This window comes from Paenibacillus sp. SYP-B3998 (assembly GCF_010820665.1).
Taxonomy (GTDB): Bacteria; Bacillota; Bacilli; order Paenibacillales; family NBRC-103111; genus Paenibacillus_E.
In genome coordinates, this window is the sequence record NZ_JAAIKC010000001.1 from 375,103 (window position 1) to 396,909 (window position 21,807).

At 43.7% G+C, this 21,807-nt stretch carries 21 protein-coding genes; 20 read left to right on the top strand and 1 reads right to left on the bottom strand.

The window, feature by feature from the left end; all coding sequences use genetic code 11:
• Positions 1-23 precede the first annotated feature (23 nt).
• The 18 genes from GK047_RS29410 (at position 24) to GK047_RS01740 (ending at position 18,629) form a co-directional block, all read left to right on the top strand.
• A complete protein-coding gene (locus tag GK047_RS29410; protein WP_240343733.1) occupies positions 24-1,358 on the top strand; it encodes a hypothetical protein in 1,335 nt (444 codons plus the stop codon).
• Complete coding sequence (locus tag GK047_RS01660; RefSeq protein ID WP_163940446.1) at positions 1,336-1,740, top strand: acyltransferase; 405 nt, start codon at positions 1,336-1,338, stop codon at positions 1,738-1,740. The genes GK047_RS29410 and GK047_RS01660 overlap by 23 nt, the downstream gene beginning before the upstream one ends.
• 16 nt (positions 1,741-1,756) lie before the next feature.
• Positions 1,757-2,953 carry a glycosyltransferase family 4 protein gene (locus tag GK047_RS01665; protein ID WP_163940448.1) on the top strand — a complete coding sequence of 399 codons (1,197 nt, stop codon included), beginning with the start codon at positions 1,757-1,759 and terminating at the stop codon, positions 2,951-2,953.
• Entirely contained in the window at positions 2,950-3,966 is a 1,017-nt protein-coding gene (locus GK047_RS01670; protein ID WP_163940450.1) for an NAD-dependent epimerase, read from the top strand. Before GK047_RS01665 ends, GK047_RS01670 begins: the two co-directional genes overlap by 4 nt.
• Positions 3,963-5,738, top strand: a complete 1,776-nt coding sequence (locus tag GK047_RS30285; RefSeq protein ID WP_163940452.1) for a sugar transferase — start codon at positions 3,963-3,965, stop codon at positions 5,736-5,738. The genes GK047_RS01670 and GK047_RS30285 overlap by 4 nt, the downstream gene beginning before the upstream one ends.
• Positions 5,738-6,403 carry an acetyltransferase gene (locus GK047_RS01680; RefSeq protein ID WP_163940454.1) on the top strand — a complete coding sequence of 222 codons (666 nt, stop codon included), beginning with the start codon at positions 5,738-5,740 and terminating at the stop codon, positions 6,401-6,403. Before GK047_RS30285 ends, GK047_RS01680 begins: the two co-directional genes overlap by 1 nt.
• A 4-nt stretch (positions 6,404-6,407) precedes the next feature.
• Positions 6,408-7,577, top strand: coding sequence for a DegT/DnrJ/EryC1/StrS family aminotransferase (locus tag GK047_RS01685; RefSeq protein WP_163940456.1), 1,170 nt, complete (start codon positions 6,408-6,410; stop codon positions 7,575-7,577).
• Positions 7,564-8,466, top strand: a complete 903-nt coding sequence (gene galU / locus GK047_RS01690) for a UTP--glucose-1-phosphate uridylyltransferase GalU (protein ID WP_163940458.1) — start codon at positions 7,564-7,566, stop codon at positions 8,464-8,466. The genes GK047_RS01685 and galU overlap by 14 nt, the downstream gene beginning before the upstream one ends.
• A 4-nt stretch (positions 8,467-8,470) precedes the next feature.
• Positions 8,471-9,814 (top strand): UDP-glucose 6-dehydrogenase TuaD, encoded by a 1,344-nt coding sequence (gene tuaD / locus GK047_RS01695; protein WP_163940460.1) that lies wholly within the window; start codon positions 8,471-8,473, stop codon positions 9,812-9,814.
• 13 nt (positions 9,815-9,827) lie between these two features.
• On the top strand, positions 9,828-10,334 hold the full coding sequence (locus GK047_RS01700; RefSeq protein ID WP_163940462.1) for a VanZ family protein: 507 nt from the start codon (positions 9,828-9,830) through the stop codon (positions 10,332-10,334).
• On the top strand, positions 10,319-10,933 hold the full coding sequence (locus GK047_RS01705) for a hypothetical protein (RefSeq protein WP_163940464.1): 615 nt from the start codon (positions 10,319-10,321) through the stop codon (positions 10,931-10,933). Before GK047_RS01700 ends, GK047_RS01705 begins: the two co-directional genes overlap by 16 nt.
• A gap of 28 nt (positions 10,934-10,961) precedes the next feature.
• Positions 10,962-11,789 (top strand): hypothetical protein, encoded by an 828-nt coding sequence (locus GK047_RS01710; protein WP_163940466.1) that lies wholly within the window; start codon positions 10,962-10,964, stop codon positions 11,787-11,789.
• A gap of 261 nt (positions 11,790-12,050) precedes the next feature.
• A complete protein-coding gene (locus GK047_RS01715; protein WP_163940468.1) occupies positions 12,051-12,647 on the top strand; it encodes a TetR/AcrR family transcriptional regulator in 597 nt (198 codons plus the stop codon).
• A gap of 26 nt (positions 12,648-12,673) precedes the next feature.
• A complete protein-coding gene (locus GK047_RS01720; protein ID WP_163940470.1) occupies positions 12,674-13,666 on the top strand; it encodes an alpha/beta hydrolase in 993 nt (330 codons plus the stop codon).
• A 103-nt stretch (positions 13,667-13,769) separates the two neighbouring features.
• Complete coding sequence (locus tag GK047_RS01725; RefSeq protein WP_163943544.1) at positions 13,770-14,213, top strand: OsmC family protein; 444 nt, start codon at positions 13,770-13,772, stop codon at positions 14,211-14,213.
• A gap of 242 nt (positions 14,214-14,455) precedes the next feature.
• Complete coding sequence (locus GK047_RS01730; protein WP_240343734.1) at positions 14,456-16,468, top strand: AraC family transcriptional regulator; 2,013 nt, start codon at positions 14,456-14,458, stop codon at positions 16,466-16,468.
• Between the two features lie 159 nt (positions 16,469-16,627).
• Positions 16,628-17,638 carry a FecCD family ABC transporter permease gene (locus GK047_RS01735; protein WP_163940472.1) on the top strand — a complete coding sequence of 337 codons (1,011 nt, stop codon included), beginning with the start codon at positions 16,628-16,630 and terminating at the stop codon, positions 17,636-17,638.
• Positions 17,631-18,629, top strand: a complete 999-nt coding sequence (locus tag GK047_RS01740) for a FecCD family ABC transporter permease (RefSeq protein WP_163940475.1) — start codon at positions 17,631-17,633, stop codon at positions 18,627-18,629. Before GK047_RS01735 ends, GK047_RS01740 begins: the two co-directional genes overlap by 8 nt.
• 125 nt (positions 18,630-18,754) lie before the next feature.
• On the opposite strand, the gene GK047_RS01745 is transcribed toward GK047_RS01740, so the two are convergent.
• Positions 18,755-19,939 carry an MFS transporter gene (locus GK047_RS01745; protein WP_163940477.1) on the bottom strand — a complete coding sequence of 395 codons (1,185 nt, stop codon included), beginning with the start codon at positions 19,937-19,939 and terminating at the stop codon, positions 18,755-18,757.
• Positions 19,940-20,082: 143 nt separating this feature from the next.
• On the opposite strand from GK047_RS01745, the gene GK047_RS01750 reads away from it, so the two are divergent.
• Positions 20,083-20,724 (top strand): TetR/AcrR family transcriptional regulator, encoded by a 642-nt coding sequence (locus GK047_RS01750; RefSeq protein WP_163940479.1) that lies wholly within the window; start codon positions 20,083-20,085, stop codon positions 20,722-20,724.
• Between the two features lie 38 nt (positions 20,725-20,762).
• Entirely contained in the window at positions 20,763-21,524 is a 762-nt protein-coding gene (locus GK047_RS01755) for a GNAT family N-acetyltransferase (protein ID WP_163943548.1), read from the top strand.
• Positions 21,525-21,807 lie beyond the last annotated feature (283 nt).

The following is a 21,807-nucleotide window of genomic DNA, read 5'->3' on the forward strand; positions in this document are numbered from 1 at the left end:
TCTATCTATGTTTGCTATTGCTAATGACCAAGTGGATAGGTGAGTGGGATCTTAATATTGGCATCGTTGTATTCTTTATACTGATGATTCCCTTCTATTTTATGTTGAAATGGCCCCACCAGCCGTTCGTCCTTTATGTCGGGTTTATGGTTATGTTGATTGGGAAATTTATTTATGCCCGAACAACAGATCCGTTGTTCGGTCCAGATGCCAAACATTATTTTGGTCAAGTTTCCTTTTATCCGCAACTGACGGATTTCATGCAGTACGCTACCGACCACATTACAACCAATTGGCTAAATTCTTCAGCATATCCTGTTTTCGGGCTGCTCTACATGCCTTACTTTAAGTTCCTGAACATGTCAGACCCGCTAGTGATTATTACGTTTAACTCATTCTTGTTAATTGTTTGCTGCAATATGACGTATCGGCTTAACGAGAAGTTTTTCACGTATGAGCTGCCGGAAGTGCGAACAAATACGTATCATGCTGTGTTGATCATCGGCCTGCTCGCTAGTCCAGCGTTCATGTACATGTCTTCTGTATTTGGAAAAGACATAACCTGTGCCTTACTTGGCTTGCTTTGCACCCAGCTTTTACTAAACCGGAAATATCTGCTATTCCTAATTGTGTTATTTTATGCGAGTATGCTTCGGGATTATTCGATTGTCTACATCCTTTCCTTTTACTTTCTATTTCGGCGGAGTCTTAAATCTGCCATTGCCATGCTGCTAACCGCTATGGGGGTAGTATTGTGGAAAGTGGGAACGGTTGGTTTATTGAATGCTTTTCTATTGACGTTATTCTTATTCATTTCGCCCAATCCTTCCAAGGCTATGAATTGGGATGTGGAATACATCATGCGCACACTCGAAGCGGTATACATGATGGTTACTCTAGGTATGTCAGTTATCGTCTGGTTTCTTCATAAAGAAACACGTTCCTTTTATACGATGTGCTTGCTCCTGTTGTTTACCTTCGGGTGTACGCTCGTGCTTGTCGGTTATATGACGGTAACTGAAAGAGATCTGGATTACGGGGTAGGTACGGTTGGAGACAACATGGTGCGTAAAAAAGTGCCCATACTGCCGATCCTCTACATGATGAATGCCTATACCTTGGCCTGGTTGACTAAATCCAAAGCATCTTATTCGAAGAGAGGAGGAGCTTATGATCAGGGGCAGGGACAAGTTCAATCGATACAAAACCATGTTGCAACTGCTAACCGCTATGTTAATCGTCCTGCCAAAGCCGCTTCTCACCTCCATGTGGAGGGCAAGCGATCTGCTGCCGGAGAGTCCAGGGCTCGCGCTGCGCTATTGTCTTCTGAAAAGATTGATTGCGAAATGCGGAGATAACGTATTTGTCGGCAGATCTGTAGAAATCAAGCATTGGGAGAAGCTCAGTATCGGAAACAATGTAAGTATTCATAAGCAATGCTATTTGGATGCACTGGGAGGAATCCACATCGATCACGATGTGTCGATCGCGCACCAGACGTCGATGATTTCGTTCGAGCATACATGGGAAATACCGTCCTTACCTATCCGGGATAATCCGGTAAAAGCAGCGGAAATTAAGATTCATTCCGATGTCTGGATAGGCTGCGGCTGCCGTATTCTTGCGGGTGTGCAAATCTTCAGCAGGGCGGTTGTCGCTGCGGGTGCGGTTGTGACTAAAGATGTAAGTGCGCATACGATAGTCGGCGGCGTTCCTGCAAAACCAATTAAAACCATATGAGAAGAGGGTATAAGGAATGAAAGTATTGTGGGCTCATGACCATACATTTTATTTTAATGATTCGGGAAAATTCTTCTCCAGCGGTAAGCTTCCTTATGCGGTTTGGGAAAGATACCTATCCGTGTTTGATGAAATAACGGTTGCCTCCAGGGCGAAGAAAATTTCGTCCGAAACAGAAATTGAAAACAAGAGCCTATCCAGCGGGAAAAATGTCGATTTTATCGTGCTGCCGTCACTAAGCAATCCTGTGAATAAGCTTACAAAAAAGGGTTACATCGAAAGAGTGCTAACGGAGTCGATTCAACAAGCGGATGCTGTTATTGCCAGATTGCCGAGTGAAATAGGATCCGAAGCGATTGAAATCGCGAAAAAGCTAAATAAGCCTTTTGCCATCGAAATGGTCGCTTGTGCGTGGGATGCTCTATGGAATTATGGAAATGTCCAAGGAAAGGCATACGCCTTGTTTGCTACCTTAAAGACGAAATCACAAGTTAAGGATGCTCCTTTCGCTATCTATGTGACGAAGGAATTTCTACAGAATCGGTACCCGAATGCCAAAGGTCATACCGAAGGATGCTCGGATGTGGAAATACCTGAGACTTGCTCGACGATACTCGATAAACGTTTGAATAAAATAGAAACAGCTACGAAGCCCGTCGTATTGGGGCTCATTGGAAATCTCAATGGGAAAACGAAAGGGATTGCGACAGCGTTGGAAGCTTTGGCCAAAGTACAATCTAAACTTCCCCCATTTCAGTTCCGTATCCTAGGAGGGGGTGAGATTGGTCCATGGAAGGCTCTCGCTGCCAGGCTTGGGCTGCAGGAGCAGGTGTATTTCGATGGTGTTCTGCAGAGTGGCGAGGCTGTTTTTCAGTGGTTAGATGAGGTGGATGTTTATTTACAGCCGAGCTTTCAAGAGGGTCTTCCTAGAGCGACGGTTGAGGCTATGAGCCGAGGGTGTCCGGTTATCGGATCCACAGCCGGAGGTATTCCAGAGCTGATTGATAAACGATATTTGCATAAGCCTGGCAATGAGAAGCATCTCGCCCGCCTAATTGAAGAAAATATAACCAACAAGACGTGGTTAATGGAACAAGCAAAGGCGAATTTTCTCAAGGCAGGCAGCTATACCAAAATTCATTTGGATCAAAATAGGCAGGAATTTTGGGAGAAATTCTCGAGATTCGTCAAGGAAGGGGGGCTTCAGGCATGAAGATTCTAGTCACCGGAGCTGCTGGTTTTATCGGGTATCATCTGGCTGCAAACCTATTACAGAACGGCTATTCCGTTGTCGGCGTGGATAACCTGAATAACTATTATGATGTGGGGCTTAAAGAAGATCGTTTGAATGGGTTAACGGCGTATTCCGAATACACCCATTACACCTTTGACCTCTGTGATCAAGCTGCTCTAGATCATGTATTCGCTTCCCATGAATTTTCGGCTGTTGTTCATCTAGCCGCACAGGCAGGGGTTCGCTACTCGATGGTCAATCCGATGGCCTACATTGATTCCAATATTACTGCATTTACCCATATGCTGGAGTGTTCACGTAAGAATAACCTTGCGCATTTCATTTATGCTTCATCCAGTTCCGTTTATGGTGCTAATGTGAAGATGCCATTCTCCGTGCATGATGCCGTTGATCATCCCGTTAGCCTCTATGCGGCAACGAAAAAGGCGAATGAGCTTATGGCTCATACCTATAGTCATCTGTATGGATTACCTACGACAGGGCTGCGTTTTTTTACCGTGTATGGTCCTTGGGGAAGACCTGATATGGCCTATTTCTCTTTTACTAAAGCGATTTCGGAAGGCAAGCCCATTCAAGTTTTTAATGAAGGCCAAATGATGCGCGACTTTACATACATCGACGATATTGTTCAGGGGATTGTTAGACTACTGGGTCGTCCTCCAGTTAGCAACGAAGATTGGGATCGTGCTCATCCAGATCCTTCCACCTCCTATGCGCCTTATAAAATTTATAATATCGGCAATAATCAGCCTGTTCCGTTAATGAAATTTATCCATACGATCGAAGAATGCCTTGGGAAAAAAGCGATTATCGAGTACATGCCTATGCAACCAGGAGATGTTCAAGCTACTTTTGCCGATATCAATGAAATTACTAAAGAGGTCGGCTTTAGCCCGCAGACAAGCATTGAGGACGGCATAAAAGCTTTCGTTCATTGGTATTCCTTCTATTATAAAAAGGTATTCGTATGATGAAAGTAGCTCATATTTGTACAAGTAGTATTTCTCATAAAATATTGGCAGACAAGCTGACTGTTCTACAGCAAACAGGCTATGACGTTCATCTGGTCTCTTCCCCGGATGGTTATGAAGAGTCGTACATGAAGCCATATAACTTAAAGCTTCACTTCTTACCGATGAACCGCCGCATTCACATTTGGGACGATATGCAGTCGATCTGGCGGATGCGCAAGCTGTTTAAGGACGAGCAATTCGACATTGTGCACACGCATACCGCCAAGGCGGGACTCATCGGACGGATTGCAGCTTGGCTGAGCGGTACGCCGATTATCCTGCATACCAGTCACGGGCTCCCCTTTTTCGATGGGCAGAACAGGATCCGAAGTTCGGTATACCGCAGCTTAGAGAGATTGGGTGCACTGTTCTCCGATGCGTTATCTTCTCAAAACCGTGAGGATATGTCGAAACTGCAAGAACTGGCGCCAGGGAAGCCAGTTTATTACGAGGGCAACGGGGTCGATTTGAATAAGCTCGATGCCATTCAAAAGAGCATAACCGCATCAGACATGAGAATGCTGCGGATACAGGCTGATGTACCTGAAGGTAAGCGAATTATCCTCATGGCCGCCCGTTTGGAGCCGATCAAAGATCATGCGTTTTTGTTAGATGCACTTCAGGCTCTAAAAGTGAATTTCATTCATGATTTTGTATGTCTAATCGCCGGAAAAGGACCCTTGGAAGCCGAAATAACCCAAAGAATCAAGGAGCTTGGCCTTGAGAATGAAGTGCGGATGATCGGTCATCAAGCGAATATTTACCCTTGGATTAAGTTGGCGGATCTCGTGGTATTAACCTCTGAGAAGGAGGGAATTCCCCGTTTTTTGATGGAATCGATGGCTTTTCAAAAGCCTTCTGTAGCTAGCGATGTGTTGGGCACAAGAGAGCTTGTCAAGCACCAAGAAACGGGAATCTTAGTTCCTTACAAGCAATCAGAGGCATTCTCCTTAGCGCTGAATGAGCTTATGAAGAGTGATATCTTGCTCAAGAAATTGGGTCAAGGGGCACGAAGAGTGATCGAGAATGAGTATACCGAACAAGCGGTTGTTCAAAGACTTCATAAGATCTATACGGAAATCAAGCTGATGAAATCAGCACAAAGAAGAAGACAGTTACAGTGGATCAAACGTGTGGTGGACTTTACTGCAGCATTAGGAGCTTTTATTGTTCTGAGCCCTCTATACGTGATAGTCGCGATATTGATTCGTACGAAGCTGGGCTCGCCAGTGGTCTTCAAGCAGCAGCGACCTGGATTACATGGAAAACCATTTTATGTATACAAATTTCGTACGATGAATAATCAAAGAAATGAAAAAGGTGAGCTTCTGCCCGATGCGCAAAGACTTACACGCTTTGGTAAGCTGCTTCGGAAAACGAGTTTGGACGAGCTGCCGCAGCTTTTCAACGTGATACGTGGCGATATGAGTTTAATTGGCCCAAGACCGCTGCTAATGGAATATTTATCTTTATACACGGAGGAACAGAAAAAGCGGCATTGGGTACGACCTGGTATTACCGGATGGGCTCAGGTAAATGGCAGGAATGCGATATCCTGGGAGGCCAAATTCAAGCTCGATGTTTGGTATACAGAACATCAAAGCTTGAAGCTCGACGCAAAAATCGTCTGGATGACGGTGAGAAAGGTCTTCTATGCCGAGGGTGTCCAGCAGGCAGGCCATGCCACAACAAGTAAGTTTACAGGCAACCGAAAAGTGGGGGGTTATTAATGAAAAAGCTCATCCTTATAGGTGGCGGCGGCCATGGTAAGGTTGTCCTGGATGTCATGACGGCACAAGGCGTATACGTGCTTGCAGGTGTTGGAGATGACAGATTCTCACATACTTTCTTGCAGCATGGAGTCCCTCACGGGCCAATAACTGACATGATAAAGCTACTGGAATATGATGAGTTTTCCCTCCTTATCGCTATAGGCAGTAATCGAAGCCGACATGCTGTCGAACAACGAATTGGAGTTGCAAAAGCTAAGTATGCGACCCTGATTCATCCCAAAGCGGTTATTGGAAGCGGAGTGACAGTTGGTGAAGGTTCTGTCATTATGCCGGGGGCGATTATCAATTGTGGGGCCCATATAGGTCGGCACTGCATTATCAATACGGGTTCCATCATTGAACATGAGAACGTGATCGGAGACTTTGTCCACCTCTCTCCTACGGCTGCTTTAGGTGGCGATGTCGCCATAGAAGACGGTGCGCACATTGGCATGGGAGCTAAAGTAATCGAGGGAAGAAGGATAGGCAGTTGGAGTACGCTGGGCGCAGGGGCAGTTGCCATTACGGATATTCCTCAGCTATGCACAGCTGTTGGAGTCCCTGCCAAGCCTATTAAGTATGCAGAGGATAAACAGATTCTGATTCGACAGAGGAGGGCATAACAGGATGCAGGTAAATCAAAGGATATATTTATCTCCACCACATATGGGGCAAGAAGAGCAGCAATGGGTTCATGAGGCATTTGCAACGAATTGGATCGCACCATTAGGCCCCAATGTGGATACTTTTGAAAAGGACGTAGCGCATTATGTTGGAGCAAGTGGCGCTCTATCGTTAAGCTCTGGAACTGCGGCCATTCATCTCGCATTGCGTTTGCTCGACGTGGGTCCAGGGGATGTAGTGTTCTGCTCGACGTTAACCTTTGTAGCCAGTGTGAATCCCGTTCTTTATCAAGGAGCCGAACCTGTCTTTATTGATTCTGAGCCCGAAACATGGAACATGTCATCAAGAGCGCTGGTACGTGCCTTAATCTCTGCACAACGCAATGGAAAATTGCCAAAGGCGGTTATTGTCGTTAACCTCTACGGGCAAAGTGCAGATATGGATCCAATCGTGAACATATGTGAGGCTTACAATATTCCGATTATTGAGGATGCTGCTGAATCTTTGGGCGCGACCTACCAGGGCAAGGGAAGCGGCACGATTGGAAAGTTCGGAATTTATTCATTTAATGGGAACAAGATTATTACGACCTCTGGTGGAGGTATGCTGGTGTCCGATGATCTTGAGGCCTTGGATAAAGCCAGATTCTGGGCGACGCAAGCGAGGGATCAAGCTCCGCATTACGAGCACAGCGAGGTTGGCTACAATTACCGGATGAGCAATGTGCTAGCGGGTATAGGCATTGGTCAGCTTCGGGCGCTTCCTTCACGAATCCAGGCTCGACGCGCTATTTTTGCCAATTACGTGGAGGCACTAGGTCCGATTAAGGGATTTAACTTTATGCCGGAAGCAACTTTTGGCACATCGACTAGGTGGCTGACAGCACTAACAATCAATCCACAGCAGGCAAAAACAACGGCAGCCAGCATCATCCAAGCACTATCAGCATTGAATATCGAATCCAGACCGGTTTGGAAACCGATGCACCTTCAACCGCTATTCAAAGATTGCACGTATATTTCGCACACCGAAGGGAACAGCGTATCTGATCAGTTGTTCGAGCAGGGATTATGCCTGCCGTCTGGCTCAAGCCTAACTGAATATGAGCAAGAACGTGTTATCGAAGTCATTAAATCACTTGTCTATGGAGGAATGACTCATGAAATTGCGTAAAGCGATTATCCCAGCAGCGGGACTAGGAACACGCTTCTTGCCTGCAACGAAGGCGCAGCCGAAGGAAATGCTTCCAATCGTTGATAAACCAACGATTCAATATATTATCGAAGAGGCGATTGCCTCCGGTATTGAAGATATCCTGATCATTAGCGGTCGCGGAAAACGAGCCATCGAAGATCATTTCGATAAATCCTTTGAACTGGAAGAAACCCTGGATAAAAAAGGAAAGCAAAAAGAACTCGAACAGATCCGAGCGATCTCGGAAATGGCTAATATCCATTATATTCGTCAAAAGGAACCAAAAGGTTTGGGACATGCGATCTGGTGTGCACGCAGTTTTGTCGGCGATGAGCCTTTCGCCGTTCTGCTTGGAGATGACATTGTCCAATCGAATGTGCCTTGCCTCAGCCAATTAATGCGGGTTCATTCCAGGTATTCATCATCCGTTGTGGGTGTTCAGAGAGTAAGTGATGAGGATGTATCCAAATATGGGATTATAGCGCCTCGTGGCTCATCCATCGAACCGGAAGTGTTCCTGTTGGAAACGTTAGTCGAGAAGCCGTCGAAAAAAGCTGCGCCTTCGAATTATGCTATTATGGGCCGATACATCTTAACTCCGGATATTTTTGACATCCTGGAAGGACTTCCAGCCGGTGCTGGCGGTGAAATTCAATTAACGGATGCGCTCAAACGACTCAATGAAAAGAAACCAGTCATTGCTTATAATTTTGAGGGCATTCGTCATGATGTCGGTGATAAATTCGGGTTTATTAAAGCGACCATTGATTTTTCCTTGCAGCGGGAAGATTTAAGGAACGATGTTCTGAATTATATCCAGACGGTCTACGAGGCACAGCCCAAACTACTTAGTAAGGTGGCGAAATGATTTTATGCAAAAAATTACAGTGATTGGCACCGGCTATGTCGGTTTAGTCTCAGGTACATGTTTTGCAGAGTTGGGCAATCAGATCGTCTGCTGTGACGTTAACCAAGAGAAAATCGCGATGCTGCGCCAAGGGGAAATCCCTATTTACGAACCAGGGTTACAAGAGCTGGTCGCCAAGAATGTGAAAGAAAATCGGCTTTGTTTCACATCAGAAGTCGGAGAGGCGATTGAAGACTCGGACATCATCTATATCGCCGTCGGTACCCCAATGGGAGAGAATGGGGAAGCCGATATGCGTTATGTAAAAGAAGTAGCCAAAACCATCGGGAAGCATTTGAATACTTACAAAATTATCGTTAATAAAAGTACGGTACCGGTGGGTACCGGAGAACTCGTTCGCACGATCATTAGCAATAACAGATCGAACGACCGCATTCATTTTGATGTAGTATCGAATCCAGAGTTTTTACGTGAAGGATCAGCGATTATGGATTGCATGAATATGGATCGAGCGGTGATCGGAACGACGAGCGATAAAGCGGCTAAGGCGATTGCTAAGCTCCATGAACCGCTGAACACGAAGATTTTCATCACTGATTTGCAGAGCGCGGAGATGATTAAATATGCGGCGAATGCTTTTCTGGCAACTAAGATTTCTTTCATTAATGCCATTGCCAACATCTGTGAACGCGTCGGGGCGGACATTAACCAAGTCTCAGAGGGAATGGGGCTAGATAGCCGAATCGGCGGGAAATTTCTGCAGGCAGGGATCGGTTATGGCGGCTCCTGCTTTCCGAAGGACACGTTGGCTCTCACCCATATGTCGGATCAAGTTGGATATGATTTCTCGTTGCTCAAATCAGTTATTTCTACGAATAACTCACAGCCGTCTGTGCTTCTAGACAAGCTAGAGCATTCGCTTGGCGATTATGCAGGAAAGCGGATCGCTGTGTTGGGATTGGCATTTAAGCCGAACACAGACGATATGAGGTGCGCTCCGTCTCTTGTTATCATTCCAGAACTGCTCAAAAAGGGGGCCATTGTGCATGCCTATGACCCGGTTGCTACGAAAACTGCCAAAGCGCACCTTCCAACTGAGGTCACTTATTATCAAAGTATAGAGGAAGCGGTAGCAGGCTGTGATGCCTGTCTCATTTTGACGGAATGGCAGGAGATTGTGAGTATGGAACTATCTGGTATTCATAAACTGATGAATGTCCCTAATATTGTGGATGGACGCAATTGTTTCTCGCTAAGTAGGATGTATGATCATGGGTTCGACTATCAATCCGTGGGCAGGCCAGCAGTAAAATCGGCTAGGAGTGAATCTCATCCGGTCAATTACTAAGCTTATTCCCTTAGTGTCTGTATGGCTGTGGACGCTGCTCATTTTTTACTTCTCCTCCCAGTCGCATCAAGAGCAGAGCATACAGCCAATTTTACATAAATGGTTCACGAAGGAGGGGATGCTTAGCGTAATACCTGAAATTACGGTTCACTATCATCATGCTACGATTGAAGCCAAGGAGCAGCCCTACGAGTTTGCAGAATTTATTTTTCGTAAAAGTTCTCATTTATTTATGTACGCAGTACTAGCGGTTAGTGCGTATTGGGCGCTATTTCATTTAAGATGGAGATTTATAGCCAAGATGCTGCTAGTGGAAATTTATGTGATACTTATCGCCACTGCAGATGAATGGAACCAAACGAGAAGCGTACAGCGAACTAGTGCATTGCAGGATATAGTCCTGGATTCAGTTGGTGGTCTCCTTGGCCTGGTGGCAATCAAGTTTTGTTTGTTCATATTTCCCAAAATCAGACGTAGTAGAACGCTTCGAAGAGGTGAGGTTAAATGGCAACGAAAGTGAAAAAAGCTATAGGGGTTAGCATATTGGCTGTTCTTCTGTTTATTGGCAGTTATTTGGCGAAGAATACTTGGAGCGATAAGTCATTGAACGCGACAACGGATCAAGTCGTTTACCCAGCTCAATTGGTTCCTGATGTCCAAGCTGTTCAATCGCCGAAAAATAGTGAACTGCCAGCTGCTTACCAGAAGAACCCAATACCGACAGCAGTTTCAAGCCCGACGATAGCCCCCGTTCCGACGGAGGTCTCTGTCCCAACCCCGGCCAATGAACATTCCACTGCCACTTCTCCAAAGCCCAAAAAAGAAGCGTACTCGGCTGAGGTCACCCATGAGAAGGCAGCAGAAGTAAAGGATGAAATTCCGCTATCTGAACAAATGAAGATTACCGCCATTCTGCTCAAAAAGCTTAGTGCCAGTGATCTTAAGCTGTTCCAGAATCTTTTTGATAGCGGGATGTCTCTGGATGAAAAGAAGAAGGCCAAGCAAGTCATCATGGAGAAGCTAACGGAAAAGGAATATGACGAGTTAATTGCGATTGCCTCCAAATATGGTTTAAGCAAAGGCAAGAGCTATGAGGAATCTCTTCAAGAGAAGAAATAAGTAAAACAGACTTATAATAAAGTAAGGAGTGAATAAAGTGAAGGTAAACAAATCAAAGCATTATGTATCAAAGCTGTTGTCGGCTATGGTATTGGCCGCATTAATTTCTCCTGTTTTACCTGCTAAACAGGTAGAAGCGGCGTCCGTTAATATTCAGAACAACGCCCCAATCATCATTATCAATGGATCTACAATTAATTTAGGCTCGTTCTTCGAGCAAATATTTAATTTCGAAAAGTGGAATAACAATAATAACGGCAATTCCAATAAGCCCGACCAAGGAAAGCCAGGCAAAGATAAGCCGGAGCAAGGAAAGCCAGACAAGGATAAGCCGGAGCAAGGAAAGCCAGACAAGGATAAGCCGGAGCAAGGAAAGCCAGACAAGGATAAGCCAGACAAGGATAAGCCGGACAAGGATAAGCCAGACATGGATAAGCCGGACAAGGATAAGCCAGACAAGGATAAGCCGGACAAGGATAAGCCAGACAAAGATAAGCCGGACAAGGATAAGCCAGACAAGGATAAGCCGGACAAGGACAGCAAAAAAGAATATGAGGCCATTACGAAAGAAGCGACTAGTCAACTGAGAAATCTCCGAAATGAGAGCAAATTCGAATTAATGGATATTGCTATACAAGCAAAAAACACGAAAAACGCCAAAGAGCGTTCCAAAATGTACGAAAAAGGTCAAGCCATATTTAAAGAAAAGGAAAGTCAGTTTAACGAAATTATTAACAATGTAAGGAGCAAGCTGGAAACAAAAGGTTTCAGTACAGAAATAATCAATGAATACAATGCAGAATTTACAAAAGAAGTAGAACTAGGAAAGAGCCTACTTTCAAATTTGGTTAAGTAAACATCAAGACTGGCGACGCCACGTGTCATTGTGAAATCTATGCATGGGACAGCGTCATAGTCTAACCCAATAAAGCCCTGAGAATCCTCTGTTTCATCAGAGAACTCGGGGCTTTGTTTTATTTGCGTAATTTTACTTAAAACCAGTCCTTTGGGCTAGAAAAAGATTTTTTCTTGCAATAGGGAATGATTGGGTGTATATTAATTAAGTAATCAATCAGTTAATTAATAGATGAAAGAATGGAAAGCGAGGCGGAGAATTTTGGCAAGACCCATCAATGAAGAAAAAAGACAAGAAAAGCGTAGTCTGATCCTCAAGGAAGCTATTTCCCTTTTTGCAGAAAATGGTTACTCGAATGCGACAACGGCTCTCATTGCACAAAATGTAGGAGTGACTTCAGGTACAATATTCCAATATTTCCCTAACAAAGAAGCTTTATTCTGCACCGCTGTCCTTGAGCCGCTTAAAGACATCAGGGAAAAGGCGATTGCCAATCTCAAGCAAGAGGGAAGGCCAAGGCTATTAATCAAGAAAATGGTGGAGGAACAGTTCGATCAAATTTATTCTTATTCGAATGAATTGCGACTTGTTCAATATGTATTGGGACAGCGAAACAGATTTCCTGAACTTACACAAGCGATTCTTCAAAGTACAAAAGAAATGACTGATGCCATCGAACACACGTATGCCATGGGACAGTTATTGGGCGAATTCAATAGGAATTTCTCTCCAGCTACGGTCTCTCGGGCCTATATTTCTTACTTAAACGGAGTATGCTTAACGCTCGAGGAAGGTATCCATCATCCTGAGTGGGATGGTCTGAAAGGACATGCATTTTATTTGTTTGGATCTCTATAAAATGAAAAACAACAGGAGGAAGTCAGATGAGTCAAACATCTTCTTTACAATCGAATACAACATCTCGCGTTCGTACGAGAAAATTGCGTAAAATCTTAATAGGCACAGGGGTTTTGCTGTTACTTTTAGCTGCTTTTGTATTTTTTATCTCATATAAGGTAATGGATACCTTGATGCACCATCCTAGAGACACTAATGTCAGTTACGAAATGAATCCCGATAAAACGCCTTATGAAAAAGTTGAGTTTAAGAGCTTGAGGAATAATTTGACAATTAGAGGTACCTTCTTTCCTGGAAGCAATCTTTCCGACAAAACGAGTGATCGAACGATTATTGTCGTCCACGGATATACAAGCAATCGTTTAGTCAAAGGACGGACTAGAAGTCTAGTTGAGCATTTAGTTCCGAAGGGGTATAACGTATTGGCATTTGATCTCAGTAGTCAGGGAGAATCCGATGGAGATCTTATCACACTTGGTTTCAATGAAAAATACGATGTCCTTGGAGCTGTCAGCTATTTAAAGTCCAGAGGAAGTGCTGGGGATAACATTGGTGTTATAGGCTTTTCAATGGGAGCTGCGACCTCCTTGATAGCCGCTAGTGAAAGTGATGACATCAAAGCTGTGATCGCAGATAGCCCTTTTCGTAATGCGGGTTTATTTCTGAGAGAAGGATTGAGCTTTTTTTCCGGTTTGCCTTCGTTTCCATTCGGTTGGACATCGATATGGGTAGGAAATTGGATCTTTAAGGTTGATTTTGATTCCGTATCTCCAATGGATGCAGTAAAAAAGATGCCAAACAAGCCGATTATGTTGATTCATGGTACTGGAGATCCCCAAATTAGCTACAAAAATTCAGAGATAATCTTTAGTTCATTGAAAGGGAATTCTCATGCGGAGGCTTGGTATCCGGCAAACACAGAGCACATCGATGCTATTAATCACTATCCCACGGAATATTTCCAAAGAGTAGACCGCTTTTTGGATAAGTATATAGGAAGCCCTGCTATAGAAAATTAGAATTCCGGGTGCTGACGAGTTGATCAATTAAATCCATATTAACACGATTGGAATTATATGTTATACTTTCGCTAGGTTTATATAAACGAAAGGAGTGAGCATTATACCTATTACAACATTTAAAGCGACAGCACATTTACAAGAGGGTGTTGTTGTCAAAGTTCGTTCCAGAAATTTCGAGTTTACGATCGACGAGCCGAAAAGCTTGGGGGGAACCGATACAGGCCCAAATCCAGTAGAGGCGCTGCTCGGTTCGTTGGGTGCATGCCAATCGATAGTAGCCAGAGTTTATGCGAAGAAATTTAATATTCGTCTTGATGATTTTTGGGTGGAAGTCGAAGGCGACCTTGATTTGGACGGATTCTTTAAAAAATCGGATGTCCGTCCGGGTTATTCCGAGATTCGTTACACCTTTCATATCAAAACGGATGCACCCAAAGAACAAGTTGAAGAATTTGTTCAGTTTCTGGAACAGACTTGCCCAGTTGGGGACACGATTGCTAACCCAGTCACTCTCAAATTAAGCGGTATAATCATCGAAAATTAATAGCATAGAACCAATAGATTTTTAGCGCACCTCGTTATTGCTGTAATAGCAATGACGAGGTGCTTTTGTCATTTGCATCTTGGTTATACAAAGCGTTTACACTTTTTTCCGCTCAAGGAGAGGATCAGGCGTGTAATAAAATACGAGCATTGCCAATTTTATGAGAATGATTATCATTTACATTGGTTTCTAAACCTGTTATGTTAATCTGTGTCGGAGAGAATGATAGAATGACCAAGGACATGAGCGGTTTAGAAAGGGATGAAGTAAGAAGGATGAAACTTAGTGACCCTATCATGCTGTGGAATCATGTTTTCATCAAAGTGATGGATGTGCGCCATACAATCATAGAGGCAGAGAAGGAATTACACGCCTATCGGTTGCCGACCAGTGCGTTTATCTATGTAGTACGCGGCAGTGCTGAGGTACGGTTGGATGGAACAGTAAACATTGTGAAACGGTTTCATATTCTGCATGGTGGCAAAGGGTTGAGCCTAGATATTGCGGCTAAAGAAATCTTTGAGTACTACATGATTTTGTATAAAGCAATTTTGCCATTACCTGGTCGTCAAGAGCTACTGAGGCTTATGGAATCCGATAATCCGTTTCAAAGGCAATATGGCTTTGCTCCGCTTTACCCGATTTCTTTATATGAAAAGGTTGAGTTGATTGTTAAAGAGTGGCAGCAATCAGACACACTAGGGCAATTGCATGTCAAAACGCTGTTTTATCAATTTGTATATGAGGTTTTGGGACAATTGCATCAACAAGGGATCTCTACCAGCAAGCCTGATCTGGTGGCACAAGCCATTCGTTATATACACGAACATTATAGGGAGCACGTTACGCTCGAATCATTGGTAGAAATGTTGGATTGTAACTCTAGGCAGTTTTTGAGATTGTTTAAAAGTCAGAAAAATACCAGCCCCATCGATTATTTAATTCATGTTCGCATGAACAAAGCCAAAGAATTATTGCTTAACACGTCGCTTACATTGAAAGAAATTGCGGAGAGTGTCGGATATTCCGACAGCTATTATTTTAGTCGTATCTTTAAGAAATATGAGGGGGTCGCTCCAACAAGTTTCAAAGAGAATACCCATAAAATGGATGGAAGTCGATATAGTCCATCCTATTTGTCGAATTATCCTATTGTGGCAAGAAAGCCTCGACGTTATATTGTTAATGAATATGATAATCATTTTCAATATAGAAGAGAAGGAGATTTACCAATGTATAGAAGCTCTAAAACCTCAATGGCGGTAACTTTGTTATTTTGCTTCACTTTATTGTTAAGTGCTTGCACGACTGGCACGACAAATTCGAGCGTTTTGAATGGGAGTTCGGCGGTACCGAGCAGCAATGTCGCAACATCGGCTCCAACGGCAACTCAGTCATTGGAAGTTGAAGCACCCCGAGTAATTAAACATGCGATGGGCGTAGAAACCTTAACTGGTACTCCTAAACGCGTTGTTATATTAACTAACGAAGGAACCGAGGCCCTTCTTGCAGTCGGTATAAAGCCAATCGGTGCTGTTCAATCTTGGATTGGAAATCCATGGTATGACCATATCAAACAAGAGATGCAGGATGTCACCGTTGTTGGTGATGAATTACAGCCGAATATCGAAATGATCGCCAGTCTTAAACCGGATCTGATTATTGGCAATAAAGTCAGACAGGAGAAAATATATGAACAATTGAAGCAAATCGCCCCCACCGTATTCGCAAAAGATTTAGGCGGGGACTGGAAGGACAACTTCAAGCTGTATATGGAAGCAGTGAATAAGAAAGAAGAAGGCGAGAAGGCTATGGCCATCTTCGACAAACGCGTTTCTGATGTAAAGGCTAAACTTGGCAGCAAAGCAGCTACGAAGGTTTCGATCGCACGCTTCTCCGCTACACAGGTGCGAATTTATCAGAAGCAAACATTTTCTGGCGTACTCTTAAGTCAATTAGGATTTGATCGCCCTGCTTCACAGAATAAGGACTCCTTTATCGAGGTAATGACTAAAGAAACAATTCCTAGTATGGATGGGGACGTTCTATTTTACTTCGTCACAGAAGCTGCTGGTAAGACCGATGCATCCAAAGCAGTAAAAGAATGGATGAATGATCCGTTATTCAAAAACTTGAATGTATCGAAAAACAACAAAGTTGTGCAAGTAGATGAAGCAATTTGGAACACGGCGGGCGGCTATAAAGCAGCTAATTTACTTCTGGATGAACTCATTACCTATTTTGAAGTGAAGTAGATTGGCTGAGTTAAACAGCAAGCTGATGTCAGTATTTTTTGGCATCAGCTTGTTTATTATTTCAACCGCGGTGTCTGACTGCTTGTGGGCATATCCAACTGGGTGTAAGAGTCAGCCTCGTCGCAATGACCAAGCATGCACGTGAAAGGGTGAACGAAAATGGCATTATGGATGCAAAGCCGTTGGCGAAAGCTAGTTGGTCTGGGCGTAGGATCAATCTTGCTGCTTATTAGTATTCTTGCCAGTATTTTATTCGGTCTTAATCAATTCGGAATAAGAGACTTATGGCTGGCTTATAGTCAATTTGATGGCTCCAATGAACACCTTATTATTACGACTACACGTGTACCCCGAGCATTAATTGCTGCTGCGGTAGGAGCCAGTTTGGCTATTGCTGGGGCTATCATGCAGGTATTAACGAAGAATCCGTTAGCTTCCCCATCCATATTTGGGATTAATGCAGGTGCAGCCTTATTTATTGTGATCGGATTGGTTGCTTTTGGCTCGTCTCTAACGATGAGCAGCATGATCTGGATTGCGTTTATAGGTGCAACCTTGACTTCCGTATTGGTATATACTTTGGGCGTACAGGGAGGAAGCGGGTTTGAACCTATTAAACTCATACTAGCCGGGGCGTCTGTTGCTGCATTCGCATCATCTGTCACATCTGGATTGATCCTGATTAACAAACAGTCCCTAGAAACTGCTTTGTTCTGGATGATCGGCTCCGTTTCGGGAAGGCAATTGGATCATCTGCTGATCGTGTTTCCATATATGGTCATAGGATGGTTCATATCCATGCTGCTATCAGGATCGTTGAATGTAATGGCGCTGGGAGATGATAGCGCGAAGAGTCTTGGTCAACGGATGATGCTCACACGTGTAGTGTCGGGTATTGCTGTCGTTTTGTTGGCCGGAAGTTCTGTTGCGACTGTTGGCCCTATTGCTTTCATAGGGCTTATCGTCCCTCATCTATGTAGGTACATAGTAGGGAATGATCATCGTTGGTTGCTGCCTTATTGTGCTCTAACAGGTGCATTGTTGCTTGTGACAGCAGATATTGCTTCGCGGTTTATCCTCATGCCTAAGGAAGTTCCTGTAGGTGTAGCTACAGCACTTATTGGCGTTCCGTTCCTAATTCATGTGGCGAGAAGGAGGAAACATGCTTAAACATCGAAGACGGAAATACATGGCAATCCTTTTCACACTGAGTCTTCTTGTAGCTGTCTTGTCTCTAATTTGTTTATCAATAGGCGGAGTGCGTATTCCAATCAAGGAAGTTTTCCTCTCGCTCATCGGTCGGAACGAAGGCAGCAGTGACTTAATCGTCATGCAGTTCCGTTTACCTCGAATCGCAGCAGCGCTATTGATCGGAGCGGCGTTGTCCGTTTCTGGGGCCTTACTCCAAGGAGTTGTTCGCAATCCGCTTGCCTCTCCGGATTTACTTGGAATAACAGGAGGAGCCTCGGTTGCAGTAGTCGCTTTTATGACCTTCTTCGCAGGCTACAGTGTTCACTGGGTTCCATTCATAGCCATCGCGGGTGCCTACATTGCTGTTGCTCTCAATTATGTGCTTGCATGGAAAAAAGGAGTGTCCCCGTTCAGGCTTGTGCTTATTGGCATTGGTATTTCCTCGGCGATGGGCGCACTTACGATGTTCTTGCTCATAAGCGGTCCTGCTTACCTGGCTGCACAAGTATTGAATTGGATGACGGGAAGCATCTACGGCACCAATTGGAGATATATCGAAGCCCTATGGCCTTGGATCGCTGTTTTTATTCCTCTGTCCCTGCTATATGCGAAAGAATTAAATATTCAATCGTTGGGTGAAGAAGCGGCTGTCGGGCTTGGAAGTCGCCTGCAACTTAGTCGCATCCTATTATTATTCTATAGCGTCGCACTCGCTGGAGCTGCGGTCGGGGTAGCCGGAACGATTTCGTTTATCGGATTATTAGCTCCACATATCGCAAGAAGGCTTGCAGGCAACTCTTATTTAATCTTGATACCAGTTTCTGCGTTACTTGGTGCAATTATTTTACTATTGGCAGACTTGGCAGGAAGAATGCTTTTCCAGCCACTGGATATTCCAGCAGGCGTCTTCACCGCAGGTATAGGCGCTCCCTTTTTTATGTATTTGCTATTTAAACGTAAAGCTGTTTAAATCAGCTGTATCCGATAGAAGTTCGTAAGCCAGCAGTCGGGTCTTGAGACGACCTTTTTGTTGGCTTATTCGAATTTAAAATCAGTCTTGGCAGCTTAATTCATTTTGTGTGCAGACCTGTTGTATTACAAATTGGCATTGGATTTGCTTACAGCTGTTGATGCCAGACTCTGCTTGGCGAACAAGATTGCCAGACCCATGATCAATGCTGTGCAACCAAATAGCAGGAAGATCCCTCCCCCTTGATAGAGCAAACTTCCCAACAACGGTGCTGCAGCCATCCCTAAGTAACGTACAAAGTTATACACTCCGAGGGCTGTCGCCCGTTCATTTACGAATTCCTCTGTAAGAAGTGTAGGAGGGACCGACATGGTAAGACCTGCTGTGAAGCCTGCTAGAGCAAGCGATACAAGCAGCCACACTAAGGCAATCTTGGCTACGAGCATGAATATAACAAGACTAAGTAACGCGAGCGTACAAGTGAAAAACAAACTTTTGACTGATCCCATGTTCCCTTGCAATTTTCCGCTGATTTTACTTCCAATGAAGCTAAAAGACATCAACATCAGAAAAGTGGAGCCGATTTGTTTTAAATCAAGCTGATAGGTATGAGTCAAGATATCGGGTAGAAAAACAATGAAGTTATAGAACATATCGTACAAAATAAATCCTAGTAACAGAACGGCAGCTCCGGTTTTATTTCTGAAAATCCGAGCAAACGATTGAACACCGAAGCTTTTTCGTTGTGTTACGACCGGCTTGGTCTCTGGAAGAACAAGAGATGCGACGATTAACATAATCACGGCCATCACAGATAAGAAGAGAAAAGCACCCTGATACCCTGCGAAGCTACCTATAATGCCTCCGATCAGTGGACCCAATGCGGGTGCGATACCTAAGATCATCTGATAAGTCGCCATTCCTTTCGCTCGTTCCTTGCCTTCAAATATATCTCCAATCATCGTTGCAGCAACTAGCGGTACGGCTGCCGCTCCTATTCCCTGCAGGAGACGGAAAAACAAGAGTGCATCTATCGAGCTGGATAAAGAGCAGCCGATGGAAGCTAAAGCATATACAATCATGCTGGGAAGTAATACGGCTCTACGCCCTTTATTGTCAATCATCGGGCCAAAGACAATTTGCATCACGGCGAGTGCAATTGTAAAGATCGAGACGGTCATATTCACGAGATAAAAAGAAGTATGCAGGTGATCTTGCAAATTGGGAAGAAGAGGTACGTACAAATTCTGGGCTAACGATACGATAGCCGCGCAGAAGCCAAGCACATACAAGATGAGTTTAGAATTCATAAACATCACACATCCTTTTCAAGTAGTTAACTTTAACTGACTGACTGTCAGTCAGTTAATAAAATCATTTTAGTACATTGACTGACTATCAGTCAATAATTATATTTAACTGTAGAAACATAAACGGTGAAGGGGACATAGATATGCCACGAATTGCGAAAGATCCTCTAGAGCGGCGCAACGAAATCTTGGATGCGGCTATGGAGTTATTCAATACCAAAGGCTATGAACATACGTCCGTCAGCGATATTGTCAAGAAGGTCGGCGTCTCTCAAGGGACATTTTATTATTATTTCAAATCCAAAGAAGAGATCGCCAATACCGCTCATGAGCGGTCCCTGTCTGCACGGTTGTTTTTTGTGAAAAATGTAATTGAAGACACGAGTCTCTCCGCCTTGGAAAAACTGCGAAAAGTACTGCTGCAGGGGTTTCCTACTCCAGAGTCAGACAAAGTGATTTTGGAATACTTACATGATGAAAGCAATAGCGTCCTTCATCAAAAATGGTTAGTAGCTAAAATTACCGCCTTTACACCTTATCTGACGGAAATTGTACAACAAGGAATCAAGGAAGGTGTATTTCGCCTCGACCTCGACACTTCCGGAGAGGTCACCGAATTTCTATTAGTAGGCATATCATTTTTATTCGATCGTGGATTATTCAACTGGTCCGATGAGGAATTAACCAGGAAGTATCAGGCTCTAGAGAAAATTGTTGATGCTCTGTTGGGAGGGGATAATCTGATCTCGACGGATGCATTTTTGGAGATTAAGAATCGTCAATAGAAGGTTTTTAAATGATTATGGTAGGGATGTGGAGAAAATTGGGATACCTACAAATAACAAAAAACAATATTGAAAATGAACATATATGTTGTGCTCTAGGTGCAAAGCAATATGAGAAAGCAGTGCACGAGAAGAAGAAATGGTTGACAGAGCGAATGGATGAAGGATTAGTTTTTTATCGTTTAAACGAACGTGCAAAAGTATTTATTGAATATTTACCAGCTGTGATGGCATGGGTTCCTATTCAAGCACCGAATTATATGTATATCAATTGTTTATGGGTTTCTGGAAGATATAAAAATAGTGGATATGCAAAACAATTATTAGAATACTGCAAAAAAGATGCAATTAGTCGTGGAATGGATGGGATTGTACATATCGTAGGCAAGAAAAAGTACCCTTATTTAAGTGATAAACGTTTTTTTGAACATGTAGGTTTTGAGTTAGTAGACCAAGCAGAACCCTATTTCGAATTAGTTGTTTTAAGTTGGAATCAACGAGCTGTTGTACCATCATTTAAAAAACAGGCGAGGACATCTTCGATGGAAGAAGGTATATCCATTTATTATACAGCTCAGTGTCCCTTTGCTGTTGGAATTTTGGAAGAGCTAAGAAAAGTAGCGGAAAATAAAGGTGTTCCCTTTAATGCTCGTAGGTTAACAACGAGAGATGAAGCACAAAACTCACCCGCAATATGGACAACTTTTGGTCTGTTTTTTAATGGGGCATTCATTACACACGAAATGATGAGTTCAAACCAATTTGATAAATTACTAACAAAACTCATAGCAGAAGTCTAAGGGGCTTCTAATTTATTCAGCTAACTGAACATATCGTGCGTTTTTTCCACCGCCTGTAGGCGATAGAGTTGTGGTGGAACAGCTAAACGGTACCTATCCAAATCTACCATTCGGGACGTATCAATTAACTTGGACAGGAAATCTGGGTGGAAGATTCAGCATTCACCTCTAAACCTGAATTATCTATCATTTAACGCTGTATAACTAAGCATCTCGTTATTGCTGTAATAGCAATAACGAGATGCTTTTGTCATTTTAGTTTAGGTTAGTCCATCTCCATGCT